Genomic DNA, 26,972 nt, shown 5'->3' with positions numbered 1-26,972 from the left:
ACTATCGTCACACACTTGGACCCATCCGATCAACGACTTGCAACGAAGTCATAGTTCGCCTCACGAAAAGCTGTGACCGGGGACAAACACCCGACATAAGCCCAGGTAGACGGCACGTGACGCTCAATCGAGTAATACGAGGTCGCCCGAATTCGGGCGTCGCCGGTCCGCGCCGGTCGATCCATTAAAAGACCAGAAACCCGTTCCGACGGCCCTGAACAGTAAGATTGCCTGCTCTAGGCGCATTCCACGAACTCGGGGCGCGTAACGAGTCGCGCAGCCGGTCGCGGACACCGCGGTTCCGTGCCGATGCTTCCGCGTGATGGAATCGTTACCTCGAAAACCATCAGCCTGTTCCCAACCTACTCACATCCGGTGCTCAGCTGGGTCCGGCACCGTGGCCCCATGCCGCCACCGAACCTCGACTCAGGACCCATCCGAAGATCCCTGGACGCCGGCTACCCCGCAACGCCGTCCGACACCTCGTCCCGGGCGCGCAGGCGAGCCGTGATGACGCGGTTGGCTGTGTCCGGCGCCTTCGCGGTCCTGCTGCTCCTCTGGCCGATGTGGGCGTCGCCGCACGTGCCGGCCGTGTTGTCCGAGGAATCGAATCCGGCCACGGCACTGGCCGCCCGCGTACTCGACGCGATCGACGTGACCGCGGTGTTGACGGTCGTCGCCGCTCTCGCCGTCGTGGCTGTGATGCGCAAGCTTCCGTTCGGAATCGGGGTGGTGATCGCCTGCACCGTCGGCGCCATGGTGACCACTGCTCTTGTCAGGCAGACCATGGGAGCGACGATGCAGCCCGCCGACCTTCCGAGCGGCCAACTCGCCGCCGCGGCCTCGCTCCTCGGAGCCGCGTCCATGGTGGCATCGACTACGTGGCGGCCCGTGGTTCTCGGCCTGGGAACTGTCGCGACGCTGGCGGTGGCAGCGGCTGCCCTGACCGTCGGCTCCGCGTCGATCACCGGAATCGTGGGCGCAGCCTCGATCGCCTTCCTGTGGTGGCCTGCATGCTCGATCGTCATGCTCTATTCCCCCGACGCCGCTGCCCGTGAGGCCCGCAACCCGCTCGATACAGCGGCATTGGCGGTCCAACGCAAGCTGGGGCGCTCCCGGTGAGTACCGGGAGCGCCCCAGGGGTGCTGAATCGTCCTCGTACCTAGAGAGCCTTGAGCTCCTCGGTCACCTCGGACACGGACTTCTTCGCGTCACCGAACAGCATCGAGGTGCCCTCCGCGAAGAACAGAGGATTCTCGATTCCTGCGAAGCCCGAGGACATCGACCGCTTGAGAACGATGACCGACTTCGACTGATCGACGTTCAGGATCGGCATCCCGTGAATCGGGCTCGACGGATCGTTGCGCGCCGCCGGGTTGGTCACGTCGTTCGCACCGATGACCAACGTGACATCGGTGCGCGAGAACTCGTCGTTGATGTCGTCCATTTCCTTCATCGCGTCGTACGCGACGTCGGCCTCGGCGAGCAAGACGTTCATGTGCCCCGGCATGCGACCGGCCACGGGGTGAATGGCGTACTTGACCTCGACGCCCTTCGCCTCGAGCAGCTTGGCCATGTCCTTGACCGCGTGCTGTGCCTGCGCAACGGCGAGGCCGTATCCGGGCACGACGATGACCTGGTTGGCGTATGCCATCTGGATGGCCGCATCGGCCGCGGAGGTGGCCTTCGCCGTACCCCCGGCCGCTCCCGCGGGGCCTGCGGCTGCGTCGCCGCCGCCGAATCCACCGGCGACGATTGCCGGGATGGAACGGTTCATGGCCTTGGCCATGAGGTTGGTCAGGATCGTGCCGGACGCGCCGACGATCATGCCTGCGACGATCATTGCCGTGTTGTTGAGCGCCAGACCGGCAGCCGCAGCGGACAGTCCGGTAAGAGCGTTGAGCAGTGAGATCACCACTGGCATGTCTGCACCACCGATGGGCAGCACCACGGTCAGACCGAGAATGCCTGCCAACACGAGGACCGCAACGATCCACCACTGCGACACTCCGCCGCCCGGAGTGGCGTTGATGCCGATGACCACGGCAGCGGCGACCGCGCCGATCAGCAGCAGGGCGTTGAGTGGTTGCTGCAGCTTGCCGATGGTGATGGGCGAGCCGGGCAGGGTCTCCTGAAGCTTGAGGAAAGCGATCAGCGATCCCCAGAAGGAGATCGATCCGATGATCGCCGCGAACAGCGAGCCGATGACGATGTGCACCGTCGGCGATTCACCGTGCTTGAAGTTCGAGAACCCCGACGTGTCGAGGAACTCGGCCCAGGCGATCAGTGCGACCGTTCCACCACCGACACCGTTGAACAGAGCCACCAACTGTGGCATCGCGGTCATCTTGACTCGACGAGCGGGCGGGATTCCCAGCGCAACGCCGACGACAAGACCGACGATGATCAGTATCCAATTCTCGGTGTCCCGAACGGAGATCAGCGTCGCCACGACGGCGATGAACATACCGACAGCAGCGATCTGGTTGCCGCGCACAGCAGTCTTCGGGCCGGTCAGACCCATCAGGCCGTAGATGAACATGCCGAATGCGACGACATAGAGAATGTTGACGAGATTGTCCATCAGGAGTCAGCACCCTTCGACGCCTTGGCAGGAACGGGCTTGGACTTGAACATGCCGAGCATGCGGTCGGTGACCACGAATCCACCGATGACATTGACGGTTCCGAACACGAGAGCGACGAACAGGATGACCTGCAGGCCGATCGAGGGATCCTCCACCTTGCCGAGCACCACCAGTGCTCCCAGCACGACGATGCCGTGAATGGCATTGGTTCCCGACATCAACGGGGTGTGCAAGGTGTTGGGCACCTTGGAAATCACGGCGAAGCCGACGAACCCGGACAACACCAGGATCGCGATGTTCGCGAGCAGCGGGGTATACATCAGTTCTCCTTCTCACGTGTCACGCAGGCACCGGCGAGAACCTCGTCCGAGAAATCGGGAGCGAGCGTGCCGTCGACCAGCATGAGTTCGAGCAATGCCGAGATGTTCTTCGAGTACAGCTCGCTGGCGTGCTCGGGCATCGAGGCAGGCAGGTTCAGCGGGGAGCAGATGGTGACGTCGTGCTTGACGACGGTTTGGCCGGGCTCGGTGAGTTCACAGTTGCCGCCGGTCTCACCCGCGAGATCGACGACGACGCTGCCGGGTTTCATTCCCTCGACGGCGGCGGCCGTGACCAGCCGCGGCGCGGGGCGTCCGGGCACCAGTGCCGTGGTGATGACCACGTCGAAGCCCTTGATGGCCTCTTCGAGAGCCTTCTGCTGTTGCACCCGCTCGTCCTCGGTCAGCTCGCGCGCGTATCCACCCTCACCGGCGGCGTCGATCCCCAGATCGAGCCATTGCGCGCCGACGGACCGAACCTGGTCGGCCACCTCCGGACGCACGTCGTACCCGGTGGGACGGCCGCCGAGACGCTTCGCCGTGGCGAGCGCCTGCAGCCCGGCCACGCCGACGCCCAGTACCAGGACGGTGGCGGGCTTGACGGTGCCCGCGGCGGTGGTGAGCATCGGGAAGAACCGGGTGGACTCCGACGCGGCCAACAGCACGGCCTTGTAACCGGCGACGTTGGCCTGAGAGGACAGTGCGTCCATCACCTGCGCGCGCGAGATACGCGGGATCGCCTCGACGGCGAACGCCTGTACCCCGGCCGACTTCAACGCCCCGATGCTGTTCTCCGCGTTGCGCGGTGCCAGGAATCCGATGAGCGTCGAACCCGACGTCAACTTGGCGATCTCGGCGTCGGACGGCGGCGCGACCTTGACCACGACGTCCGCCGACCATGGGTCACCGATGGTCGCGCCGGCCTCGACGTACAGCTCGTCGGGGATGAGAGCGCCCAGTCCTGCACCCGATTCGACGACGATCTCGACGCCCTTGCCCGTCAGGGATGCAACGATCTTGGGCACCAGGGCGACGCGACGTTCGCCCTCCCCCGATTCCCGAACCACACCGACGACAGTCGTGGATCCCGAACTATTCTCTGCGCTCTGCGATGTATCCAAATCTCCGTCTTCCTGCGTTGAATGGTGTCCATCTATCGGCCAACGGCCTCGAACGTGCGACGAATGGACGAACCCATGCGACAAAGGCACAAGGTCCCTGATAGTAGCCAGAGGAAACAGACCGCGGGTAACCCGGAACACAGTCCGATTCGTTCTGAATCGAGTCCGTTCGGCATTCCGCAGCCACAGAACGAGCAATTGTGATGCACGTCATACAGGTCTATCGGTGATGATCGGACCCTACAGTGACAGTCGTGGAACCTTGCATCTTCTGTGCCATAGTCGCCGGCGACGCGCCCGCACACCGTGTGTTCGAGAACGACCACGCAGTCGCGTTCCTCGACATTCGGCCGGTCACCCGAGGACACCTTCTCGTCGTTCCGCGTAACCATGCCACCGATCTGAACGCGACCCATCCGGACGCGGCTGCCGACGTCTTTCGCGTCGGGCACACGCTGGCGCGTGCGGTACGCCACTCGGACCTGCGCGCCGACGGGGCCAATCTCGTGATCAACGATGGCAAGGCGGCATTTCAGACGGTCTTCCACCTGCATCTGCACGTCGTGCCGCGTTGGCATCGGGATCGGCTGCGGTTCGCTGCCGGGTTCGTGACGCGCCGCCTGCGTGAGCCCGAACAGGTGGCCGACGCCGTTCGCGTCGGGTTGACTCGGCTCGACGGCGACCCGACGGCATGAAGCTGTTCCTGTCGTCGTATCGATTCGGCAGCCACGCCGATGCTTTCGTCGAACTCACCGGACCGCCGTCCGATCTCGCCGTGATCGCGAACGCGGCCGACGCATGGCCGGCAGCCGCTCGGGAGTCCTCGCTCAGAAGTGAGTTCGGACCGCTGCGCGCCCTCGGGTATCGGCCCGCGGAGTTGGATCTGCGCCACTACGTGAATCGACCCGCCGCGTTCGAGCGCGCACTCGACGGCTTCGGTGCAGTCTGGGTTCGCGGGGGCAACACCTTCGTCCTGCGCGCTCAGCTCGCTCGCTCCGGCGCGGACGAGATTCTGTCCGAGCGCATTCGACACGACTCCCTCGTCTACGGCGGCTACAGCGCCGGCGCGTGCGTGGCAGCGCCGTCGCTGGCCGGAGTCGAGGATGCGGACGACCCCGACGAAGTTCGGCCCGCCACCGGCGTCGATCCGGTGTGGAGCGGACTGGATCTGGTGACGTTCTCGATGGTGCCTCACCTGAATTCGATTCTCGACGAGAACGATTCGGGGTCTGCGACTCTGCAACGCCTACACAGCGCCGGTATCGCCTGTCATGGGTTGACCGACGATCAAGCCATCGTCGTCGATGAGTCGGGAACGCGATTTCTCGGCCGTTGAAATTCGTTCACCCCAGGCGAGCAAGTGGAGCGAGCCGATCGAGCGAGGACCACGCCAACGCGCATCGCCGGGCGGTCATCTCGTCCGCGTCGAGAACGAGCATGTCGAACAGCTCACGAGGGGCGTGCCGCCACGAGTCGGCGATCTGCGCGACGGTCGCTCGCTCGAACAACCCGGACTGTGTCAACGCCTGCACCCACTCGTCGATCTCGCCTCGGTGGATGCGCTCGATGGTGTCGTATTCGATTCCGCCCCCGAGAAATTCGTACGAGAACATCGCGGCCACGTAGTTCCAGGAGTCACTTCCGGGATCGATCATGGTGCAGCCTCCTTGTCGACTCGCACCGCATGGGGTGCGAGGTTCGCTGCGCTGGACGCTAGCGCGACGAACTACAAATTTGCGTGTCGACGACGCATCGATCTGGTAACGCCTGAGGCTGGTGTTACTGATGTGACTCGAATGTGCGCTGGGATCCCTCGTCCGCGCCTCACCCGAGGTCGTGACAGACTCGAGTGGCGACGGTCACATTTTCGACGTGAGGAGACCCGGATGTCGGTAACGACCCATGCAGATGCCCGCCTGAGCCAGCTCGAATCACTTCTTTCACCCGGAGCGGTGCTCACCGACCCGGACATCACCGAGGGCTACCGACGCGACTGGGCCAAGGATCCCGACGCAGGCACCCCGCTGGCCGTCGTGCGCGCACAGTCCACAGAGGACGTTCGAGCCGTCATGCGCTGGGCCACCGAGCACAACGTGGCGGTCGTCCCACGCGGTGCGGGATCGGGTTTGTCCGGTGGGGCCACCGCCGTGGACGGCGGAATCGTGCTCACCACGGAGTTGATGCGAGAAATCACCGTAGATCCGGTGACCCGCATCGCCGTCGTACAACCCGGACTGCTCAACGCCGAGGTCAAGAAGGCCGTCGCGGAACACGGTCTCTGGTACCCACCGGATCCGTCGTCGTTCGAGATGTGCTCCATCGGAGGCAATGCGGCCACCAACGCGGGCGGACTGTGCTGCGTGAAGTACGGCGTCACCACCGATTACGTTCTCGGACTCGAAGTCGTCCTGGCCGATGGCACCGCCGTCCGACTCGGCGGACCCCGCCTGAAAGATGTTGCAGGCCTGTCCCTTGCGAAGCTGTTCGTCGGATCCGAGGGCACCCTGGGCATAATCACCGAGATCACACTGCGGCTGATTCCGGCGCAACCTCCCGCCAGTACGGTGGTCGCTTCGTTCGCGTCGGTGCACGACGCAACCGCGGCAATTCTCGCCATCACCCGCAACTTGCGGCCGTCGATGCTCGAATTCATGGATCGCGCATCCATCAATGCCGTCGAGGACGCCATGAACATGGGACTCGATCGCGAGGCAGCGGCAATGCTCATCGCTCGGTCCGACTCCCCCGGCGCCGACCGAGGGCGCGAAATCGAGATCATGGCGACGGCATGTACCGAGGCCGGTGCCTCGGATGTCTTCACCACGGACGACCCCGACGAGGGCGAGGCCTTCGCTGCCGCCAGGCGATTCGCCATTCCCGCGGTCGAACGACTCGGCAGCCTGCTGCTCGAGGACGTCGGCGTTCCACTGCCCGCACTCCCCGCCCTCGTCGACGGAATCGCCGACCTGTCCGCGAACTACGACGTACTGGTTGCCGTCATCGCGCACGCCGGTGACGGCAACACTCACCCTCTGATTGTCTTCGACCCCGAGGACGTGGACATGACGCGTCGCGCCAACATCGCCTTCGGCGCAATCATGGATCTCGCAATTTCGTTGGGCGGGACCATCACCGGCGAACACGGTGTCGGTCGTCTCAAGAAGACCTGGCTGCCCGATCAGGTCGGCGAGGACGTCATGGAGCTGACCCGCCGCATCAAGACCGCACTCGATCCGGCGGGCATCCTCAACCCCGGTGCTGTGCTGTGAGCAGAGCGGCTGACGCCGCACGTGCGCGGAACTTCGTAGCAGGGGTCGAACTTCCGCGCACGACCCCGAGTCAGCCGACGAACCCGTCCGCCACGGTCAGTACCTCGTCGAGGATTTCCAGTCCCTGACGAATTTCGTCCTCGGACGTCGTCAGCGGCGGCGCGATCTGGAGACGGTTGCCCGACACGAACGGCCACAGACCACGGGATTTCGCCGCGGCGGTCACCGTGCCCATTGCCGCTGCGTCCTTGCCCGACGCGGCGAACGGCACCAACGGCTCTCGGGTCGTACCGTCCTTGACCAGCTCGACGGCCCAGAAGAATCCTTTGCCGCGCACCTCGCCCACGCTCGGGTGAGATTCGGCCAGCTTCGACAGGCCCGCACCCAGCACGTCCTCCCCCACATGACGAACGTGCGGCAGGATCTTGTCGCGCTCGAACACTCCGATGGACGCCACGCCCGCGGCACACCCGAGTACGTGCCCGGAGTAGGTCAACCCGCCTGGATACGGCTTGTGATCGAACTGCGAGGCGATCTTCTCCGAGATGACCACCCCGCCGAGGGGCACGTATCCGGAATTGACGCCCTTGGCGAACGTGATCAGATCCGGTGTCACATCCCAGGCCTGGCATGCGAACCATTCGCCGATGCGGCCGAAACCGACCATCACTTCGTCTGCAATGTAGACAATTCCGTACTTGTCGCACAGCGCCCGAACGCCGGCCAGATAACCGGGCGGCGGGATCAGCACACCGTTGGTGCCGATGACCGATTCGAGGATCAGTCCGGCGATGTTCTGTGCACCCTCGAGCACGATGACCTGTTCGAGGTGTGCCAGTGCTGCGGCCGTCTCGTCCTCGGGAGTCGTTGTCCCCCAAGGCGACCGATACGGATACGGCCCGAAGAAGCGTACGACGTCGACGTTGGTCGGTTCGGTGCCCCACCGCCGTGGCTCACCGGTGAGACCGATCGCAACTCCGGTTCCACCGTGGTAGGAGCGATACGCGGCAAGCATCTTCGTACGCCCGGTGTGTTGTCGCGCCAGCCGCACCGCATGCTCGACGGCTTCTGCGCCACCGGTCGTGAAGAACACTCGGTTCAGATCACCCGGCGCACGTTCGGCAATCAACGCGGCGAGTTCACTGCGTTTGTTGTTGGCCACGGTGGGAGAAATGGTCGTCAGAACCTGGGCTTGTTCGACGATGGCGGCAACGACGTCGGGGTGTTGATGCCCGAGATTGACGTTGACCAACTGCGACGAGAAGTCCAGGTACCTGTTTCCCTTGTCGTCCCAGAACCACGATCCCGCCGCACCCTCGACTGTGATCGGATTCAGCTCGGCCTGCGCTGCCCAGGAGTAGAACACGTGATCCATCTACTTGCCGCCTTCCTCCAGTGTGACCTCCATCGGAGCGTACGACTCACCGGTGACGTCCGCACCGTCGGCCTTCGACAAATCCAGCGCCTCCGTGACGTACGCATTCGTGTAGGGATCAACAGTCGGCACAGAGGATCCCTCGGCGTTCTGCCTGGACTTCGCGCAGTCATCTGGGACGAAACCCCGTCCCGCACGTGTGGGAGTCGGTGCCACCACCGAAGCCTGATCGAGAACACCGGTCACGACGTAGCCGTCACGGACTTGCGGATCTGCGGAATGATGCTCTCTCCGTACGCTTCCAGCGTGGCAGCCTTGGCGTCGTGCTGAAGGTAGACCGAGAACTGGTCGACGCCGAGTGTCTCCAGCTCCTTCAGCTTGGCGATGTGATCGGCCGGGGTGCCCAGTAGACAGAACCTGTCGATCACCTCGTTCGGAACGAATTCTGCGTGCGAGTTTCCTGCTCGACCGTGCTCGTTGTAGTCGTACCCAGTACGTGCTGCGATGTAGTCGGTGAGAGCCTGTGGAACACCACCGCCATCGCCGCCGTAGCGCGAGACGATGTCGGCGACGTGATTGCCGACCATCCCGCCGAACCACCGACATTGGTCGCGGGCATGTTCGAGGCCGGCCTCGGTACCGTCGGTGACGTAGGCGGGAGCAGCCACGCAGATCGAGATCGAATCCGGATCGCGACCCGCCTGCTCTGCCGCAGCACGCACTCGGCCGATCGTCCAGGCAGCAATATCCGGATCGGCCAATTGCAGGATGAAGCCGTCCGCAACCTGCCCGGTGAGCTCGAGCGCTTTCGGTCCGTAGGCCGCGACCCACACCTCGAGCTTCGAGTGCTCCGCCCACGGAAACTGCACCGTCGTCTCACCCACCCGGGCGCTGCGCCCGTTGGCAAGACTGCGGATCACCTCGATCGAGTCTCGAAGCGAGGCAAGCGTTGTCGGCTTACCTCCGAGAGCGCGGACCGCGGAGTCGCCTCGACCGATGCCGCACACGGTTCGATTGCCGAACATGTCGTTGAGTGTCGCGAACGTCGACGCCGTCACGGTCCAGTCGCGAGTAGCCGGATTGGTGACCATCGGGCCCACGGTCACGCGCCTGGTCGCAGCCAGAATCTGACTGTAGATGACGTACGGCTCCTGCCACAGCAAATGCGAATCGAATGTCCATACGTGCGAAAACCCATGTGTCTCGGCCTGCCTCGCCAGATCGATCACCCGGGACGCCGGCGGATTGCACTGCAGCACTACCCCGATGTCCATGGCTCAGATCAGATTCTGCGACAGGTCGCGTCGGACGAAACGGCCGTGTCCCGCAGTACCGGAATACGATCCGCCGTCGACGATGATCCGGCCACGCGAGATCACGGTGTCCACGTGGCCATCGATCTCGAAACCCTCGTAGGCGGAGTAGTCCATGTTCATGTGGTGGGTCTTCTCGACTCCGATGCTGGTATGCCCGTTCGGATCGTAGATCACGATGTCGGCGTCGGCTCCTGGGCTGATGACGCCCTTCTTCGGGTACATGCCGAACATCCTGGCCGGGGTTGTGCAGCAGACGTCGACCCATTTCTCGAGAGTGATCTTGCCGCTCTTGACACCCTGGAACATCAGATCGATTCGATGTTCCACCGAGCCGATCCCGTTGGGAATCCTGGAGAAGTCGCCGATACCCATCTCCTTCTGGTCCTTCATGCAGAACGGGCAATGGTCGGTACTGACGGTTGCCACGTCTCCGGTGCGCAGGTATCGCCACAACTCGTCCTGATGACCCTCGGCCCGCGACCGCAGAGGCGTCGAGCAGACCCACTTGGCCCCCTCGAAGCCCGGCGCGCCGAGCTGTTCCTCGAGCGACAGGTACAGGTACTGCGGACAGGTCTCGGCAAACACGTTCTGCCCGTTGCCCCGGGCCTGCGCGATCTGTTCCAGGGCCTGCTTGGCAGAGACGTGCACGACGTAGAGCGGTGCACCGGTCACATTGGCCAGCATGATGGCTCTGTGCGTCGCCTCCTCCTCGAGCTGCCACGGCCGAGACGTGCCGTGGAAGTACGGGGCCGTGTCTCCCCGCGCGATCGACTGAGCAACGAGCACGTCGATCGCGATGCCGTTCTCCGCGTGCATCATCAACAGTGCACCCGTTTCGGCAGCGGACTGCATCGCGCGCAGAATCTTGCCGTCGTCGGAGTAGAACACGCCCGGATACGCCATGAAGAGTTTGAAGCTGGTGACGCCCTCGGATACCAACTCGCTCATGGCTTTCAGCGAATCGTCGGTGACGTCGCCGATGATCTGATGGAAGCCGTAGTCGACGGCGCACTGCCCCGCGGCCTTCTCGTGCCATTGCGCCAGAGTGTCCTGGACGCGTTGTCCGGGGGTCTGAATAGCGAAGTCCACGATCGTCGTCGTGCCACCCCACGCCGCGGCGCGCGTTCCGGTTTCGAAGGTATCGGACGCGAAAGTGCCGCCGAACGGCATCTCCATGTGCGTGTGCCCGTCGACCCCACCGGGAATGACGTACTTTCCGGTCGCGTCGACGACGGTGTCAGCAGAGGTTTTCAGGTCCGCAGCCAGAGAGACCGATCCCGGTGCCAGCACGGCGACGATGGTTTCGCCGTCGATGAGCACATCCAATTCCTGTGCGCCGGTGGTGGATACCACGGTTCCACCGTGCACGAAGGTGGTGGCCATCAGGGTTCCACCAATGGGCCGTATGCATCGGGTCTGCGGTCACGATAGAAGGCCCACCGGTCGCGGACCACCTTGATCAGGTCCATGTCGAGGTCGCGAACGACTATTTCGGATTCGGAATCCGAGGCCACCTCGCCGACGAATTTGCCCTCGGGGTCCACGAAATAGCTGGTCCCGTAGAAGTCGTCGTCACCGTATTCGGATTCGATTCCGACGCGATTGATCGCGCCTACGTAATATTCGTTGGCCACTGCCGAGGCGGGTTGTTCGAGCTTCCACAGGTAGTTCGAGAGTCCCCGCGAGGTCGCCGAAGGATTGAACACGATTTCGGCACCGGCAAGACCGAGCGCACGCCAGCCTTCGGGAAAGTGTCTGTCGTAGCAGATGTAGACGCCGATCCGGCCGACCGCCGTATCGAACACCGGCCACCCCAGATTGCCGGGGCGAAAGTAGAACTTCTCCCAGAATCCGTTCACGTGTGGAATGTGGTGTTTTCGATACTTGCCGAGATAGGTGCCGTCTGCATCGACCACGGCTGCGGTGTTGTAGAGGAGTCCAGGCTGCTCCTGCTCGTAGACGGGCAAGATCATCACGATGCCGAGTTCTTTCGCCAGCGCGGCGAAACGGTCGACGGTCGGCCCTGGTACCGATTCAGCGTAATCGTAGAATTTCGCGTCCTGCAATTGGCAGAAGTACGGGCCGTAGAAAAGCTCTTGGAAACAGACGACTTTCGCGCCTTGCTCGGCGGCGGACCGAGCAAACCCCTCATGTGCCGCGATCATCGATTCTTTGTCACCGGTCCACGTGCTTTGGACCAGAGCAGCTCGAACTGTGGACATCATTGGCACTCCATCTCTCGCTGGCTTGCACCCTCAAGATATTTTGCGCCGTGTTACGGGATCGTTCGGCCGGTTTCGTGTGTATTAATCGTCGGAACTGTTCTCACGAATGTGGAAGGAGTGCGCGCACCGCATCGATGGAGTCCGCGGTGGCGAGGTTCTTGTCAGGGCGGTATCGCAGTACTCGCGCGAATCGCAGGGCCACACCGCCTGGGTAACGCGGGCTGACCTGCACGCCGTCGAGTTCGATTTCCACGATCAGTTCGGGGCGCAGGTATACGGTGTGCTCGTCGCGCTCTCGCTCGTGTTTCGGGAATTCGTCGGTCTGCCACTGCAACAGCACGTCGGTCAGGCCTTTGAAGGTCTTACCGACCATGATCGGGTCACCGCCGTCGGGATCGCGAGCTCCGAGGTGCAGGTTCGACAGGTAGCCGGTGCGACGCCCGTATCCCCACTCGGCTCCGAGGACGACGAGATCGAGGGTGTGCTCGGGCTTGACCTTCTGCCAGCTCTTTCCGCGGCGGCCTGCGGCGTACGGTGCACCGAGAGCTTTGAGCATCACTCCCTCGTGCCCGGCGTCGAGTGCAGCGTCGAAGTGGGCCGCGGCCTCGTCCGCATCGGGCCGAACGGCACTGGGAATTCGGTGCCCCGGTGCCACTCGGTCCAGTGCAGCCAGCCGCTGCTCCAGTGGCGCATCGAGCAAGTCGACACCGTCGAGGTGCATACAGTCGAAGAAATAGGGCTGCAGCAGGAGCTCGTGTGCGCTCTCGGCACCGAATCGGCTCATCGTTTCCTGGAAAGGCCTGGGCCGCCCGCTGTCTTCGAGTGCGAGGGTCTCCCCGTCGAGGACCACCGAATCGCACGGCAGCTCGAGAACCAGGTCCACCAGCTCGGGCACGCTCGCGGTGATGTCGCGCAGAGTCCGCGTGTAGATGCTCACGTCGGTTCCGGAGCGGTGCACCTGAATTCGCGCACCGTCGAGCTTGTATTCGACGGTGAGGTCGCCGGACAATTGTTCCCAGGCGGCGTGCAGAGACTCCGCGGGAGAGGCAAGCATCGGCCGAACCGGGCGACCGACCTCGAGCCGGAATGCATCCAGGGCGTCGACGCCACCGGTGATGGCGGCAATGGCCGTCGCGGGCAAACGACCCGACAGCATGAACGCTCGACGTACCGGAGCCTGCGGCAGGTTGGTGGCCGCGGCAACAGCGTCGACCATGATTCCCTCGAGCGCGCCCTGACGCAGCTCGCCGGTGACGAGGCGGATCAGAAACTGACGCTCCTCGGCTGTACTTCGGGAGAACAGGTCGGTCAGTATCGCTACCCGCCGCGCAGCAGAACCGGCCCCCGACGTCGCCGCGACCGAGGATATGGCCTCGTCCACCTCGGCGACCGTCAGCGTCGAGTCGGCAGCGGACGTCACGTCGAGATCGGCCAGCGTGCGCCAGCCGACCCCTATCCGCCCCTGCGGTAACTCCCCCGACAGCCAGGACACGGCCGGCTCGATGTCACCGGCATCGGCCTCGGCGAGCAGGGCACCGATCTGCTCGATCTTGACTTTTCGTGAGCGCGTCGCGGCCACGGCACGGGACGTTTCGACGATCCTGGACATCAACACGCATCGAACATAACCGCACCTACCGACAGGTTGCTGACATCCAATTGTTACCGGTGTGACTCGAGCGACCGGTGTTCTTGCTGTTACGTTCGATTCATGTCAGCAACGTCCGTGCGGCAAAACGCACGAGCGACGTGTCAGCTGAATCCGAGAACGCGGTCGCCCCACGCAGCGCGCATGTCGCCGTCGGGGTCGTCGACGAGGGTGTCGGATGCATCGATCACCAGCGTCCAGCGCGTCTTCTCGGTGTACGGAGCCCAGTGCTTGGACGCATCCAGTGCGGCGGGAACGCCGTACCGTGCGAAGGCGAGCCAGCGTCTCTGCATCCGCGCGGACACCGCCATTGCCGGCTTTCGGCCACCGAGCCAGAAGGTGGGATCTCGGTTGAGTGTTCCGAAATTGCCGAATACATACGGCAGTTCGGTCGCGTGTCCGGCTCCCACCCGTGCAGCCTTGAGCATCGGCGTCGCATGATCGAATCGGTACATCCACGTCGGCGAATGCCTGCTGTGTCCGTCGGCGATCCACACGCTCGGCATCAGGAATCCAGCATCGCGCGACATCGCTTGTGCCCCAGCCGGTTTGTCTCGGTCCGGGTATGCCGCCATGATCTCGGCAACCCGATAGGCAGGCAGATCCGCGTGGTCGTGGGCGATGGCGCGGAACATTTCGGACACGGTGTCGGAGGTGATCGGCATCAGAGGAGACTTCATGAATCGGAAGATCGAGGGCTCGTCGTGGTTGGTGCCGATGATCAACGGAATCCTGTGCGAGAGACCCTTCTGGAATGCCGCTACGGGGTAACGCGGAACGATGTCACCGTCGACCACAGGCGAAAGTCCAAGTGTTCCAGGCACTCTCGTCGGAACCTCGTAGCAGAGTGTGTCACCCGCGGTCACCAGCTTCGTGAAGTGCATGTCGAACAGTTCGCCGATGTCTTCCCGGTCGACACCCACCAACTCCAGGAACCTCGACGCCACCGCGGCACCCCGATCGGGGCCGTACACCGACGTCGCAGGCGCGCTCTGCACAATGGCTCGCTGAAAAAGCCCCTCGGCCTTCGGAGAGGTCATCAACGTGGTGACCGACGCTCCCCCGGAGGATTCGCCGAACACCGTCACCTGATCGGGATCGCCGCCGAACGCAGAGATGCATTCGCGGACCCATTCGAGCGCGGCAATCTGGTCCCGCAACCCCAGGTTGGTCTCGAACGTGTGCTCGTCGGTGGAGAACGAGGACAGGTCGAGGAACCCGAACGGGCCGAGACGAAAATTGATGGTCACCACCACCACGTCGCCGTTCTCGCTGAGGTTTCTCCCGTCGTAGACCCGCTGGGCGGACGATCCGAGCGAGTACGCACCACCGTGGATCCACACCAGCACCGGGCGCAGTTCCCCCTCGGGACGAGGAGCCCAGACGTTGAGCGAAAGGCAGTCCTCGGAAATCGACAACGACGGATCGATGGGCACCGGACTGTCACGGCCCTGCGGAGCCATCGCGCCGAACTCGAGTCCGTCGAGCACACCGGACCAGGGCTGCAACGGGCGCGGAGCCCTGAATCGAAGTGTCCCGACCGGGGGCGTCGCATAGGGAATACCCCGCCAGGCCACGATCGGCGACGCGTCGGCGGCGACCGGATAGCCCAGGACGTCGCCGTAGGGCGTACTCACACGCACGGTGGAGTCGGACGCTGCGGAATCGGACGCTGTCGAGCCGGACGCGTTGACCATCGAACCTCCCGTTCGGTCGTTGCCCAACGTACCAACATCGACCACCCCGTCGGCGACGATCTGCGGAGCGTCGATACCCACGAGCGAAGGACGAGGCCGTGACCAGAGTCGGATGTGCCGCTATGGCAGTCGTCGGAGCATGCCTGCTCACAGCCTGCGGTTCGAGCGGCGGGGGCGACGGGCCGATGGCCACCGTGATCACCGACCGCCCCACCCCGATCACCACGGCTCCCTCCGTCCCTTCTGCCACGTCGGCAGCACCGTCCACCACAGCGACCGGTACTCGGACGTCCACAACGGCGGCACCGTCGAGTCCTGCTGCAGCCCAGGCAAAGCCGCAGGACTACGCAGGCAAGGCACCCGGCTGGTACTACTTCTCCAGCCCCAGCGGTAAGTTCGAGTGCGGGATCGCCATCCTCGAATCCTCGATCGCCGGATGCCACGGGCCACTGCCTGAATCGGCACCCGAGGTTCCCGGAAGCGGTGCGTCGGGAACGGCGGTGAAGCCCAATTCCGTGCAGCTCATCGCCGGATCTCCGGCGAAGTTCGAGAGTCTCGGCGATCCCAAGTTCCACCGATTCGACGGGCCTGCAGCGGCCCTGCCGTACGGCGAGATGCTCACCGTCGCCGGTAGCGGCTCCACCAACGGTCTTCGATGCACCGTCGACGAGCAGACCGGGGTCACATGCACCGATCAGGTCGGTCACGGATTCACCGTCTCGGACGAGGATTTCGACCTTCGTTGACGGTCTCGTTCGTGCGGCGAATTACCAGGCGTAATGTCCGAGGACGGTACGACAATCCCTGCCGTACGGTCTCCCCAGCGGCCGACGCCCGTGCGCGCGGCCGGAAGGTGCGTCACTCATGAATCAGACCTCGGACCACCACACAGCGAAGGTCATCGGTGTCAGCGTCGCCGCAGCTGTGGGCGGCTTCCTGTTCGGCTTCGACAGTTCGGTCATCAACGGAGCCGTCGACTCGATCGAAGATCACTTTTCCCTCGGCTCGTTCACCACTGGCTTCGTGGTCGCGATCGCCCTGATCGGATGTGCCGTCGGCGCCTGGTTCGCCGGCAGCCTCGCAGACCGATGGGGACGAAAGAAAGTGATGCTGCTGGGCTCGGCCCTGTTCGTCGTGTCCTCGATCGGTTCGGGATTGGCCTTCAGCGTCCCGGATCTCATGCTGTGGCGAGTGCTCGGTGGACTCGGAATCGGCATCGCGTCGGTGATCGCACCGGCGTACATCGCCGAGATCGCGCCCGCCAGATGGCGCGGCTCTTTGGCCTCGCTCCAGCAATTGGCCATCACCATCGGCATTTTTGCTGCTCTGCTGTCCGACGCCCTCCTCGCCGGTGCGGCCGACGGCGCGTCCAACGACCTGTGGTTCGGTATCGAGGCCTGGCGCTGGATGTTCCTGGTCGGCGTCGTACCGGCACTGGTGTACGGGTTGCTGGCAACGCTCATACCGGAATCGCCGCGCTACCTGGTGGGTCAACATCTCGACGACGAAGCGGCCAGGGTTCTCGCCGAGATCACCGGCGAACTACATCCCGACGAGCGAGTACACGAGATCAGACTGACACTCCGCAAGGAGTCCCGCTCGTCGTTCGCCGACATCCGCGGGCCGAAGTTCGGCCTGCAACCGATCGTCTGGGTGGGCATCACGATGGCCGTGCTGCAACAGCTGGTCGGCATCAACGCGATCTTCTACTACTCGACGACGCTGTGGCGCTCGGTCGGCTTCACCGAGGATCAGTCGTTCACCACCTCTGTCATCACGGCCGTGATCAACGTGGCCATGACGTTCGTGGCGATCCTGTTCGTCGATCGAATCGGCAGGCGCAAGCTGCTGTTGGCGGGTTCGATGGGCATGTTCGTCGGGCTCGTCATGGCGTCCGTTGCGTTCTCGCAGGCGACCGGCAGCGGCGACGACGTCACGTTGCCCGCCCCGTGGGGTGCGATCGCATTGATCGGCGCAAACCTGTTCGTCATCTTCTTCGCCTCGACCTGGGGTCCGATCATGTGGGTCATGCTCGGCGAGATGTTCCCCAACCGCATGCGAGCGATGGCGCTCGGAATAGGTACCGCGGCCAACTGGATGGCCAACTTCGCTGTCACGCTTGCATTCCCACCGCTGACGTCGTCCGTGGGCCTGTGGGTCATCTATGCAGGATTCGCGATGTTCGCCGCGCTCTCGTTCTTCTTCGTCAAGGCCAAGATCAGGGAGACGAAGGGTATGGAGCTCGAAGACATGCTGGGGTGACGCCGGACCGCAGATGCAGGGGCGGCAGCAGCGACACCGAGTGACCGGTGTTACTGTCGCTTCGTTCTGACACGGGGTGTGTCCGCTCATGCGGATGCTGAGATCAAACCCGCCGAACCTGATGCAGGTAATGCTGACGAAGGGATGTCAAGGCGATGACGCCTGTTGTATCTGCGGACCCGGTCCGCTTCACCGATCGACTGTGGGATGCGTCCGAGGGCATTCGACGCGCGATCGACGACCTGGAATTCCTCCAGTTGCTCGGGGCAGGAACGCTTCCGCTCGATGCGTTCCGTCGATACCTCGAACAGGATTCGCTCTACCTCGGCGGGTACGTCAAGTCGCTGTCGCTTGTGGCAGCACACGCACCGACCCCCGTCGCCGGTGCGTTCTGGGCGAGCGCCGCCGCGAGCGCGATGGACGAAGCCGCGTCGCACGAGACCATGCTCACCGGCGGAGCACTTCCGCCGTCGACGGGGACGCCCGAGCCCTCACCGGCATGCCTGGGATACACCTCCTACCTGACCGCCACGGCGGCAACCGAACCGTATGCCGTTGCCGCAGCAGCTGTTCTGCCATGTTTCTGGATCTACGCCGATGTCGGCCGCGCACTCGCGCGCGCTGCGAAGACAGTGCTCGAGAGCGACCCCGAACACCCCTACGCCCAGTGGGTCGCGGCGTACGACGCACCCGAATTCCATGCCGTCGTCGACTCCGCCAAGACCTTCGTCGATGACGCCGCAGCCGCCGCGACTGCGCAGCAACGAGAGCAGATGGTCGACGCCTTCGTGGTGGCATCGAGGTACGAATTGATGTTCTGGGACAGCGCTTTACATCCCACCCCGTGGCCCCTGGCCGAGAGTGCGGTGTACGCATGAGAACCACTCGCATTCTCGCGGCGTTGGCGGCGGCCGTCGTTGCCACCACCGGCCTGGCCGGCTGCTCGGAGTCGTCGGACTCCGACACCATTCGCTTCGCGCTGGACTGGACCCCGAACACCAACCACACCGGTCTCTACGTGGCCTTGCAGGAAGGCTATTTCGCCGACGCCGGACTGGACGTGGAAATCTTGCCCTACAACAACACCGCGGCGGACACACTGGTGGACGCCGGCAACGCCGAGTTCGGAATCAGCACACAGAGTTCCGGCGTGTTCGCCACCTCGGCCGGCGCGCAGACCGTCTCGGTCCTCGCTCCACTTCAGCGCTGGGCAACCGGCATCGGGGTTCGTGCGGATCGAGACGACATACCGAGCCCGAAAGCATTGGACGGCAAGGTCTACGCAGGCTTCGGTGAGTCCGGCGAGCAGGCCGGACTCGCGAAGGTCATCCAGAACGACGGCGGCACAGGCGAATACGAAACGGTGGTATTGGGGACGTCGGCGTACGAGGCCGTGTACTCCGGTACCGCGGACTTCACCGTCTCGTATTTCGCATGGGAAGGCATCGAGGCCGAGCACAGCGGAACTCCGATGAAGTACTTCGACTACACCGACTACGGGTTTCCCGATGCCTACGCCATCACGATCAGTGGCAACGAACCCTGGCTCGCAGCGCACCCGGACGAGGCGAAGAAGTTCGTGCAGGCCCTGCGGCGCGGCTACCAGCTCGCCGCCGACGACCCGGACAGAGCTGCCCAGGATCTCATCGACGCCAATCCGGGTACCTTCACCGACGAATCGCTCGTCTTCGAGAGCCAGGAGATGCTGGCGGCGAAGTACATGAAGGACTCCTCCGGCGAGGTCGGACGACAAAGCCTCGACAAGTGGACCGCATACTCGAAATTCCTCTACGAGAGCGGTGTGCTGGCCGATCAGAACGGCGCGCCACTGACCGCAGAGCCGGACTGGTCGACCTACTTCACCAATGACTACCTCGGCGATCGGTAGGGCGGTAGCCGCCGATCGAGGTTCGTACTCGCTCAGTGGCATCCGAGCCTCGATACGGTGGGCGTGGCCCGCGCTGACCGTCGTCGTCCTGCTGGTAGCCGCCTGGCAGGTCTACGTCGAGGTGAGCGGCATCAGGCCGCAGGTGCTGCCGTCCCCCGGTCGCGTGGTGGTCCAGGGTTGGGCGCAGCGCGATGCCATCGCGGAGAACGCGTCGGCGACCCTGCAGGTGACCCTCGTCGGCTTCGCGGTATCTCTGGCCCTGGCGTGGTTGCTCGCGGTCGCGGTCGATTTCTCCCCGTGGCTGCGGCGCGCGTTCGTGCCCCTCTTCGTCGTGTCGCAGACGCTGCCGATCATCGCGATCGCGCCGTTGTTGATCATCTGGTTCGGCTTCGGTTTGCTTCCGAAGATCCTGGTGATCGCCCTGGCCACTTTCTTCCCGATGGCCATCGGGCTCATCGAGGGTTTCGCAGCTGCCGATCGAGACGCGAGATCGCTGCTGGCCAGCATGGGTGCCTCGCGCTGGCAACAATTCCGATATGTGCGGCTACCGTCGGCGCTCCCCCGGTTCTTCACCTCACTTCGCATCGGGATCACCTACGCCGTCGTCGGTGCGATCTTTGCCGAATACGCCGGAGCGAGTGCGGGACTCGGCATCTACATGAGCCAGCAGAAGAACTCGTTTCGTACCGATCTGGTTCTGGCCGCGGTCGCCGTCACGGCCGTGATCAGTGTGATTCTCTTCGTATCCACCTTCGTGGTGGAGCGTGTCGTAGCCCCCTGGGCACGCCACGGTTCGGCGGGCCTTCATGTCTGACGCCGGCACTTCCGACAGCTGCATCGACGTCCGCGACCTGAGCAAATCGTTCGGCGAGAACCCCGTACTCGACGGTGTGTCTTTCGGTGTGCGGCCCGGGGAGTTCGTGTCGATCATCGGCCCGAGCGGTTCGGGCAAGAGCACTGTGTTCAACATGCTGGCCGGGCTCGACAGGCCCGACTCCGGCACTGTTCGAGTACCGCCGTGCGCCTATATGCCGCAGAAGGATCTGTTGTTTCCGTGGCGTTCGGTGCTCGACAACACGACCTTGGGTCTCGAAGTGCAAGGCGTTGCCAAGAAGGAGGCGCGTGCGCGGGCACGTGAATTGTTCCCGGTGTTCGGCCTGGACGGGTTCGAGTCGGCCAGGCCGTCCGAACTGTCCGGCGGTATGCGTCAGCGAGCGGCGCTGCTGCGCACGGTGGTCCAGGGACGATCGGTACTGCTGCTCGACGAGCCTTTCGGGGCTCTGGACTCGTTGACTCGGAGCGACATGCAGGCCTGGTTGCAGCAGGTCTGGTCGGAATTCCGGTGGACGGTGCTGATGATCACGCACGACATCCGCGAAGCGGTCTATCTGTCCGATCGCGTGATCGTCCTCTCCCCCAGGCCTGCCCATGTTCGACGGCAGATCGAGGTGACGCTGCCCCGCCCACGCGGGCTCGAGATCGTCACGACGCCGCACTTCGCGGCAGTCGAGAAGCAGCTGATGGACGTTCTCCTCAGCGCATCGACGCTCTGACCGGTACCGCGCGAATGCAGTCGACGCGGGGACTTCGGCGTTGTTCCCCTATCAGGGGCCGCGGTGATCGGCGGTGCGCGTGGGGTCGTTGCCTGGGCCGTTCGGAAGCACCTCGCCGACTACTCGGCCATCACCTGGGCGTTGCTCCACCCAACCGCAGCGCGAGGTCGTCGACGGCGGAGAATGCCGCCTCGACATTCGCTCGCGCCCTCGGAATCTGCGGTGCGAGCGCCGGCACTCGCTCGGCGAGCGTCAGATCGACCGGCACGAAGTGGACGTCCATCCCCAGCGCCACTCCGAGCACCTGGCGCAATTGCGCGGTGGTGTGGTCGGTGGACGCGTTGTCGGTACCGGGCGTGTAGTCGTTTCCCCGACTGGTCACCACGACGGCGGGCTTGCCGACGAGAGGTGCCGTGTCACCGTCGAACGGCACGGTGATGCCCGGAACGTGTACGTAGTCGATCCATGCCTTCAGGGTCGACGGGATCGACCAGTTGTACATCGGCGCGCCGATCAGCACCACGTCTGCCGAGATCAGTTCTTCGATCAGCTCGATCTGCAGGGCCTCGGCGGATGGCTCAACGGTTTCGTCGGCGGTTCGCAGATGAGGTGCCCAATGCAGCGCAGACGTGGGTAGGTGCGGCAGCGGACTCGAGTGCAGGTCCCGGTGAATCACCGAATGGTCGGAACCGCTGGCATGCCAGGCGTCGGAGAAGCGAGCGGTCACCCGACGGCTGACCGAACGAGCCGAATCAGCGGACGAATCGAGATGCAACAACTGCGGCACTGGAGCACTCCTCACATACTGGGTGCTTCGAGCCTATGCGTACCGACGCCGTCTCCAGTCCTATCATGGACGAATGGACTTCCGATTCGTCATGCCTGCTCTCGAGTCGCGATCGGCCACCTCGCTCGCGGCGGTCGTTCACGAGCGGACCGGAGCAGACGTCGACATCAGAATCGGAGGTTCGGAGGTACCGCTCGACGACGCAGCACGCACCGCAGTACTCGAGCTCCTCACCCAGCTGGCGACGGCCCGAGCTGTTGCGATCGGAACGGTGGACGAGCTACTGACCACCTCGCACGCTGCCGAGGTGCTCGGTGTTTCCGACACCTATGTCAGACGGTTGGCCGACGCAGGCGATCTGCCGATCGAAATGCGCGGCACTCATCGTCGATTTCGGCTCGAAGATCTTCTGCGGCACCGTGATCGATTTCGCTCATGACGGGCGATGATGGGCGTGGCCCTCACCCGGCCTCGCGCTCGAAGTGCTCGGACTGGACGGTCATCAGATCACGGAACGCCTGACCAGCAGCCAGCCAGAGTTGTTCGGAGTCGATGTAGTCGACCCCTCGTATCTCGACATCGCCCAGGTACGCACCGACGTCCACCGACAACATCCCGATCACCGACGAAACGTCGGCATCGAGGTACGTGGACTGGGAGTTCTGTAGCTCGCGAAACTGCGCAGAGAAGAATTCGGCAGGGATTCTTCTGTCGACGAACTGCGCGATGAGGAACAGGAACCGGGACGCGTGGGCTGTGCCCGACCGGTAGGAATGGTCCATGGTGAATACCTCTCCCCACGGTCGACAGCACCCCTCGCACTGTCGACCGCTGAGCTCGCTGATTCCCGAATTTCGATGCACGGACGAACTCTCGAACATCGTTTCGACCCAGGGGCTAAAAGAGGGAGCTCGTCCTACCGGAGCTAGATTAATCCGACCTTTGTCCCGTTTTCACGGTAAATGCCGATTTGGTGAGGAGTCACAGCAAACCCGTCGCGAGCTGTAGTTCTCTACTGAAACGATCCCAGCGGCGCGCGATCGGGAGTGTCCAGCTGCCAGAACTGCCAACCGTCGCGCTCTTCGACGTCCCCGCTGATGTGCGTGGCAACCGCGCTGGCAGCAACCGAAGGATTGTCGAACCGTCTGCCCTCCATCGGGCCTGCGGTGATCTCGAGTCGCTGCGTCTCGGGGTCGTAGCGACCGCTCAGCCGATAGCCCTCGCAATCGGCGACCACCCGTACTCGGTTGTCGATCACTTCTTCCTCCACGGCCGCCTTCGCCGACTTACGAGGCACTTTCACCCGTGGAGTGCGAACCCACGTCTGTTCTGGGCCGAGATCGATCGATGTGTCCAACGTCGAGCTCAGACCCAGCAGGTCCCAACGCTCGCTGCCGTGCAGTACTCGGTCCACCGCGATTGCGTGATGTCCGGTTCTGGTACGGAGTGGCGAATCCTGGACCCACAGGTCGACTTCTCCGCGAATGTCGGTGGCCATCTCCTCGGACGAGACCATGTAGAAGCGCGGCTCGTCGTTCGCGAGATCGACGAACACCCAGTACGAGGATCCGGTGTCATCACTCTCGAGCGATTCGTCCTGCCTGCGGGCCTTCCAATCACCTGTGACCTTGGATCGCACCCGAACTATGCACGACGACGTGCCGTCCATCGACCAGACCTGCACTGGATTGCGACGCGACGTCGTGAGCCGCTCCGCACGTCCACCGCGCTGAGCGACGGTTCGTATGAATGCCTTGATTCCCCGGTCGGATGTGTCTTCCACGGATTGCCACCTTCAGCCTCGAGAGCGCCCCGTACTTATGAAGAGCGGTGTTGCGACGGGTGGCGCTCGCACGACTCGGTTTCCCTCACCCTACTGCGTCGATGCATGCTCGAGTAACCGCAGAACACCCCACCGGACGAGCGCCGGTTACCGTGGTGACACAGAACTCGGGCAGGAGGTACCACCATGACGGTCGAGATCACCCACGACAATGCCGACCATCGGTTCGAGATCTATGTCGATGCCGAGTTGGCGGGCTACTCGGAATACCTCGAATCGGACGGCTCCAGAACGTTTCATCACACCGTGACGCTTCCGCAGTTTCGCGGCCGAGGGCTTGCCGCTGCCCTCACCGAATATGCACTCGACGACACCAGCACGCAGGGACTCCGAGTTGTCCCTACGTGCTGGTTCGTTCGCGACTTCATCGCGGCTGCGGGCGATCGCTACTCGCATCTGGTCGAGCCCTGACAGTCAGCCCCGAAACGACATCGCCTCGATGCCGATCTCCGATTCCGATTCGCAGTCGTTCCACTCAGCTCCCTCCGTGACCTCACTTTCACGTGAATCCGATTCTGCGACAGTTGTTTCGGCAGCCCGTTCCGCCGCGACCCGACTCCGTTCGTAGTTCTGCGCACCACGCGCGACGCGTTGTCGATGTTCGTTCAGGATTTGTTCGTAGTGGTACATCTGTTCTCCTACAACAAGAGTGGACGCCGAACGCAGAGCATTGCTGCGCGGCAGGGTCTTGGATCGAGTGCAACATCGACTGGGTCCGAATGGACCGACAGCCCCGAAGCTCCACTCAGAGAGCATCATCGATGAAACTCGCAGACCGGATATGAACGACTCGACGGCCTGCGTCATTCGCTGTTGTTGCCATTGTCCACCTCCACGGTCTCTGCGATGTCCCTGTGCAACGATCATGCACGGCCGTGGCGACGAACTCCACCGATTAAAATCGGCACGCACGACGCATGAGTTTCGGCCCTCGAATTCGGTTGATTGACATGCCATTTCGCAAACACCTGTTATCCGGACGACGCGGAGCCGAAACGACGCCACCGTGCGATGCTCGACAGTCCTCGGATCTACCGTCACCTGAGGTGAGGTCGAGACTACGAACCCGCCAACGCGGTCGCGTCCGCAGTCCGCATCCGCCTCGCGCGCCGGCACCGGGGTTCTGGCCGTCCGCAAATGCGCGCGCGTCTGTCAGGTGCGCGCGAAATGGCCGGTGGTTGGGGTGCGATTGTGCGCGCGCCCTCTTTGCCAAGCTTCTCGTGAGTCATTCGAGAAGCTATGGAGGGTTACCGCATGTTGAGTGCTGAATTCACAGGGGAGCAGATTCGGGAGATGGTGTTCGAGTACTGCCGGTTGCCGTATGGGAAGCATGGGCCGTGGATGGCAGCGCATCCGTCTGTCTTGAGGGGCATGATGACGCGGTGGCGGACGGCGGTGTTCGACGGCGACGTGGACCGCGGGCTGGTTCCGCGTCAGACTGAACCGATGAACTCGCAACCGAAGGGCCGGCAGGGAATGGTCGAACGGCGAGCCATCGAGACGGCGCGCCACGCCGAGGAACTCGCCCAACGTGACGCTCAGATCCGTGAACTCAAGGAGACCAACGAGCTGCTGGGAAAAGCTATCGGGCTCTTGCACACACTGAACGTGCCCGAGCCCGACGACACCCCACCGACACCCGATCCCACCGATTCCTGAGCACAGAGAACACCCTCGTCGGCGAACTGGCCCCACTCACCGGATCGGTGCGTCGAGCATTGACGATGGTCGGGTTGTCCCGCTCGACGTGGCATTACCGCCGCAACCCCCGGGTCAAAACCGAACACCCTGTGCACCAACGAGATCGGCAGTATCCGAGCAGAATCGACACCACCGATCGCACGCGGGTCGAAGCGTTGATCGACACCGGATGGCAAGGTGGCAACTCGGTCGATCACTCCTTCGCCACCGCCTGGGACACCGGAACGATGATCGCCTCACGGCGCTCGTGGTGGCGCATCGCAGCAGCGGTGATCGACCAACGCAACCGCCCGAGCACACCGACCAAGAAAAGCACCCGCACCCCGCGCCCGATGCCCGTCCACACCGCCACCGCACCCGGTCAGGTGTGGAGTTGGGACATCACCGATCTGCACTCACCGTGGCGCGGTGCCTCGTTCAAGGCGTACTCGATCATCGACATCCACTCCCGGCTGATCGCGGGGTGGCGTGTGGAGGAACGAGAGAGTGATCACCTCGCCGCAGAGATGTTCGAGATCGCCATACAGCGTTACGGCGCACCATCATTCGTCCACGCCGATTCCGGTGCCGCGATGCGCTCGAACACTCTCAGGAATTGTTTGACCGCACACGGCGTCGGGCTCACCCACAACCGGCCGTACGTCAGTAACGACAATCCGTTCTCCGAGTCCGAGTTTCGGACCATGAAATACCGCCCGAACTACCCGGGCATATTCTCCGACATCGATACCGCCCGCGGACACCTCACCGACTACGTCCACTGGTACAACACCGACCACAAACATTCCGGCATTGCATTGTTCTCACCCGCAGACGTGCACTCCGGGAGCTGGCGACAGTCATGGACCGACCGCGATCGCGCCCAACAGGCCTACTACGACCGACACCCCGAACGGTTCCGCCGCCGCCCCTGCACACCACAACCGCCCGCAACCGTCGGAATCAACAACAACCGACTCCAGACAGCTTGACATTGAGCGGCGGATGGCGAATGCGCGCGCGTTTGTCGGGTGACCGTCGCGGGATGTCGGGCAGCTCGGGGGTGACGGCGGTGTCCGGGTCGACGACCCCGGTGTCCGCGAATGCGCGCGCGTCTGTCTCCGCATACTGAGTGCGCAGTCACGTCGTGCGCAGGCATCCGGTTCAGATGCCGGTCCTCGAATGTTGTCCGGGACGGTGCGTGGGTGTGTGATCCGGGGGTGGTTTCGAAATGCGGAATGCCCCCGACCGTGAGGTCGGGGGCATTCCGTTGACTTGTGTTCGGCGGTGTCCTACTCTCCCACACCCTGTCGAGTGCAGTACCATCGGCGCTGGAGGGCTTAGCTTCCGGGTTCGGAATGGGACCGGGCGTTTCCCCTCCGCTATGGCCGCCGTAACTCTGCG

Annotated in this window: 28 protein-coding genes, 1 rRNA gene and 1 riboswitch; of the genes, 14 read left to right on the top strand and 15 right to left on the bottom strand. The window is 63.7% G+C overall.

Going from position 1 to position 26,972, the window contains the following annotated elements:
* The first annotated feature begins 405 nt into the window (after positions 1–405).
* Positions 406–1,122, top strand: a complete 717-nt coding sequence (locus MTX34_RS22550) for a hypothetical protein (RefSeq protein WP_243610869.1) — start codon at positions 406–408, stop codon at positions 1,120–1,122.
* Between the two features lie 40 nt (positions 1,123–1,162).
* Here the strand turns inward: MTX34_RS22550 and MTX34_RS22545 are convergent, their stop codons facing one another.
* From MTX34_RS22545 to MTX34_RS22535, 3 genes are read right to left on the bottom strand one after another with little or no spacing between them, the layout of a single operon-like run.
* The gene (locus tag MTX34_RS22545) at positions 1,163–2,584 is read right to left on the bottom strand and encodes an NAD(P)(+) transhydrogenase (Re/Si-specific) subunit beta (RefSeq protein WP_243610868.1); all 1,422 of its coding nucleotides are present in this window, start codon (positions 2,582–2,584) and stop codon (positions 1,163–1,165) included.
* The gene (locus MTX34_RS22540) at positions 2,584–2,907 is read right to left on the bottom strand and encodes an NAD(P) transhydrogenase subunit alpha (RefSeq protein ID WP_243597072.1); all 324 of its coding nucleotides are present in this window, start codon (positions 2,905–2,907) and stop codon (positions 2,584–2,586) included. The genes MTX34_RS22545 and MTX34_RS22540 overlap by 1 nt, the downstream gene beginning before the upstream one ends.
* A complete protein-coding gene (locus MTX34_RS22535; RefSeq protein WP_243610867.1) occupies positions 2,907–4,025 on the bottom strand; it encodes a Re/Si-specific NAD(P)(+) transhydrogenase subunit alpha in 1,119 nt (372 codons plus the stop codon). The genes MTX34_RS22540 and MTX34_RS22535 overlap by 1 nt, the downstream gene beginning before the upstream one ends.
* 245 nt (positions 4,026–4,270) lie before the next feature.
* On the opposite strand from MTX34_RS22535, the gene MTX34_RS22530 reads away from it, so the two are divergent.
* Together MTX34_RS22530 and MTX34_RS22525 are read left to right on the top strand one after the other, a co-directional pair.
* Positions 4,271–4,720 carry an HIT family protein gene (locus MTX34_RS22530; protein ID WP_374640308.1) on the top strand — a complete coding sequence of 150 codons (450 nt, stop codon included), beginning with the start codon at positions 4,271–4,273 and terminating at the stop codon, positions 4,718–4,720.
* On the top strand, positions 4,717–5,361 hold the full coding sequence (locus MTX34_RS22525; RefSeq protein ID WP_243610865.1) for a Type 1 glutamine amidotransferase-like domain-containing protein: 645 nt from the start codon (positions 4,717–4,719) through the stop codon (positions 5,359–5,361). The genes MTX34_RS22530 and MTX34_RS22525 overlap by 4 nt, the downstream gene beginning before the upstream one ends.
* Before the next feature lie 7 nt (positions 5,362–5,368).
* Here the strand turns inward: MTX34_RS22525 and MTX34_RS22520 are convergent, their stop codons facing one another.
* Positions 5,369–5,680: a hypothetical protein gene (locus tag MTX34_RS22520; RefSeq protein WP_243597068.1), complete on the bottom strand. Its 312-nt coding sequence runs from the start codon at positions 5,678–5,680 to the stop codon at positions 5,369–5,371.
* A 231-nt stretch (positions 5,681–5,911) separates the two neighbouring features.
* Here MTX34_RS22520 and MTX34_RS22515 point away from each other — a divergent pair, with 231 nt between their 5' ends.
* The gene (locus MTX34_RS22515; protein WP_243610864.1) at positions 5,912–7,294 is read left to right on the top strand and encodes an FAD-binding oxidoreductase; all 1,383 of its coding nucleotides are present in this window, start codon (positions 5,912–5,914) and stop codon (positions 7,292–7,294) included.
* A 70-nt stretch (positions 7,295–7,364) separates the two neighbouring features.
* On the opposite strand, the gene MTX34_RS22510 is transcribed toward MTX34_RS22515, so the two are convergent.
* The 7 genes from MTX34_RS22510 to MTX34_RS22485 form a co-directional block, all read right to left on the bottom strand.
* On the bottom strand, positions 7,365–8,669 hold the full coding sequence (locus MTX34_RS22510) for an aspartate aminotransferase family protein (protein WP_243610863.1): 1,305 nt from the start codon (positions 8,667–8,669) through the stop codon (positions 7,365–7,367).
* Complete coding sequence (locus MTX34_RS25835) at positions 8,670–8,801, bottom strand: hypothetical protein (RefSeq protein WP_279393602.1); 132 nt, start codon at positions 8,799–8,801, stop codon at positions 8,670–8,672.
* A gap of 110 nt (positions 8,802–8,911) precedes the next feature.
* Positions 8,912–9,943 carry a TIGR03842 family LLM class F420-dependent oxidoreductase gene (locus MTX34_RS22505; protein ID WP_243610862.1) on the bottom strand — a complete coding sequence of 344 codons (1,032 nt, stop codon included), beginning with the start codon at positions 9,941–9,943 and terminating at the stop codon, positions 8,912–8,914.
* A 3-nt stretch (positions 9,944–9,946) separates the two neighbouring features.
* A complete protein-coding gene (gene hydA / locus MTX34_RS22500) occupies positions 9,947–11,368 on the bottom strand; it encodes a dihydropyrimidinase (RefSeq protein ID WP_243610861.1) in 1,422 nt (473 codons plus the stop codon).
* On the bottom strand, positions 11,368–12,207 hold the full coding sequence (locus MTX34_RS22495; protein ID WP_243597139.1) for a nitrilase-related carbon-nitrogen hydrolase: 840 nt from the start codon (positions 12,205–12,207) through the stop codon (positions 11,368–11,370). Before MTX34_RS22495 ends, hydA begins: the two co-directional genes overlap by 1 nt.
* A gap of 103 nt (positions 12,208–12,310) precedes the next feature.
* Positions 12,311–13,825, bottom strand: a complete 1,515-nt coding sequence (locus MTX34_RS22490; protein WP_243610860.1) for an ATP-dependent DNA ligase — start codon at positions 13,823–13,825, stop codon at positions 12,311–12,313.
* A 137-nt stretch (positions 13,826–13,962) separates the two neighbouring features.
* Positions 13,963–15,555, bottom strand: a complete 1,593-nt coding sequence (locus MTX34_RS22485; protein WP_243610899.1) for a carboxylesterase/lipase family protein — start codon at positions 15,553–15,555, stop codon at positions 13,963–13,965.
* 98 nt (positions 15,556–15,653) lie between these two features.
* Here MTX34_RS22485 and MTX34_RS22480 point away from each other — a divergent pair, with 98 nt between their 5' ends.
* The 6 genes from MTX34_RS22480 (at position 15,654) to MTX34_RS22455 (ending at position 21,258) form a co-directional block, all read left to right on the top strand.
* Complete coding sequence (locus tag MTX34_RS22480) at positions 15,654–16,301, top strand: hypothetical protein (RefSeq protein WP_243610859.1); 648 nt, start codon at positions 15,654–15,656, stop codon at positions 16,299–16,301.
* 118 nt (positions 16,302–16,419) lie between these two features.
* Positions 16,420–17,817, top strand: a complete 1,398-nt coding sequence (locus MTX34_RS22475; protein WP_243610858.1) for a sugar porter family MFS transporter — start codon at positions 16,420–16,422, stop codon at positions 17,815–17,817.
* Positions 17,818–17,879: 62 nt separating this feature from the next.
* Positions 17,880–17,979: riboswitch (TPP riboswitch) on the top strand.
* Entirely contained in the window at positions 17,973–18,695 is a 723-nt protein-coding gene (locus MTX34_RS22470) for a TenA family protein (protein WP_243610857.1), read from the top strand. Its footprint overlaps the riboswitch before it by 7 nt.
* Complete coding sequence (locus MTX34_RS22465; RefSeq protein WP_243610856.1) at positions 18,692–19,705, top strand: ABC transporter substrate-binding protein; 1,014 nt, start codon at positions 18,692–18,694, stop codon at positions 19,703–19,705. Before MTX34_RS22470 ends, MTX34_RS22465 begins: the two co-directional genes overlap by 4 nt.
* On the top strand, positions 19,683–20,519 hold the full coding sequence (locus MTX34_RS22460) for an ABC transporter permease (protein WP_243610855.1): 837 nt from the start codon (positions 19,683–19,685) through the stop codon (positions 20,517–20,519). The genes MTX34_RS22465 and MTX34_RS22460 overlap by 23 nt, the downstream gene beginning before the upstream one ends.
* Positions 20,512–21,258: an ABC transporter ATP-binding protein gene (locus MTX34_RS22455; protein ID WP_243597057.1), complete on the top strand. Its 747-nt coding sequence runs from the start codon at positions 20,512–20,514 to the stop codon at positions 21,256–21,258. The genes MTX34_RS22460 and MTX34_RS22455 overlap by 8 nt, the downstream gene beginning before the upstream one ends.
* 130 nt (positions 21,259–21,388) lie before the next feature.
* Here MTX34_RS22455 and MTX34_RS22450 read toward each other — a convergent pair whose 3' ends face one another.
* Positions 21,389–22,045 carry an FMN-dependent NADH-azoreductase gene (locus MTX34_RS22450; protein ID WP_243610854.1) on the bottom strand — a complete coding sequence of 219 codons (657 nt, stop codon included), beginning with the start codon at positions 22,043–22,045 and terminating at the stop codon, positions 21,389–21,391.
* Between the two features lie 73 nt (positions 22,046–22,118).
* On the opposite strand from MTX34_RS22450, the gene MTX34_RS22445 reads away from it, so the two are divergent.
* The gene (locus MTX34_RS22445; protein WP_243610853.1) at positions 22,119–22,484 is read left to right on the top strand and encodes a helix-turn-helix domain-containing protein; all 366 of its coding nucleotides are present in this window, start codon (positions 22,119–22,121) and stop codon (positions 22,482–22,484) included.
* Between the two features lie 22 nt (positions 22,485–22,506).
* Here MTX34_RS22445 and MTX34_RS22440 read toward each other — a convergent pair whose 3' ends face one another.
* Positions 22,507–22,827: a homoserine dehydrogenase gene (locus MTX34_RS22440; RefSeq protein ID WP_243610852.1), complete on the bottom strand. Its 321-nt coding sequence runs from the start codon at positions 22,825–22,827 to the stop codon at positions 22,507–22,509.
* Positions 22,828–23,057: 230 nt separating this feature from the next.
* On the bottom strand, positions 23,058–23,828 hold the full coding sequence (locus MTX34_RS22435) for a hypothetical protein (RefSeq protein ID WP_243610851.1): 771 nt from the start codon (positions 23,826–23,828) through the stop codon (positions 23,058–23,060).
* A 186-nt stretch (positions 23,829–24,014) separates the two neighbouring features.
* On the opposite strand from MTX34_RS22435, the gene MTX34_RS22430 reads away from it, so the two are divergent.
* From MTX34_RS22430 to MTX34_RS22420, 3 genes are all read left to right on the top strand, one after another.
* Positions 24,015–24,299 carry a GNAT family N-acetyltransferase gene (locus MTX34_RS22430; protein WP_243597052.1) on the top strand — a complete coding sequence of 95 codons (285 nt, stop codon included), beginning with the start codon at positions 24,015–24,017 and terminating at the stop codon, positions 24,297–24,299.
* Positions 24,300–25,334: 1,035 nt separating this feature from the next.
* Entirely contained in the window at positions 25,335–25,547 is a 213-nt protein-coding gene (locus MTX34_RS22425) for a hypothetical protein (protein WP_243597472.1), read from the top strand.
* A 131-nt stretch (positions 25,548–25,678) separates the two neighbouring features.
* The gene (locus MTX34_RS22420; protein WP_243597473.1) at positions 25,679–26,560 is read left to right on the top strand and encodes a DDE-type integrase/transposase/recombinase; all 882 of its coding nucleotides are present in this window, start codon (positions 25,679–25,681) and stop codon (positions 26,558–26,560) included.
* Positions 26,561–26,847: 287 nt separating this feature from the next.
* Here the strand turns inward: MTX34_RS22420 and rrf are convergent.
* Positions 26,848–26,964: ribosomal RNA gene (gene rrf / locus MTX34_RS22415) — 5S ribosomal RNA — on the bottom strand.
* Between the last annotated feature and the right edge of the window lie 8 nt (positions 26,965–26,972).

Origin of the sequence: Rhodococcus sp. ARC_M5 (assembly GCF_022810405.1) — a bacterium.
GTDB lineage: Bacteria > Actinomycetota > Actinomycetes > Mycobacteriales > Mycobacteriaceae > Rhodococcoides > Rhodococcoides navarretei.
The sequence above is the reverse complement of the archived record's forward strand: the minus strand, read 5'-3'. Positions and strand labels throughout refer to the sequence as shown.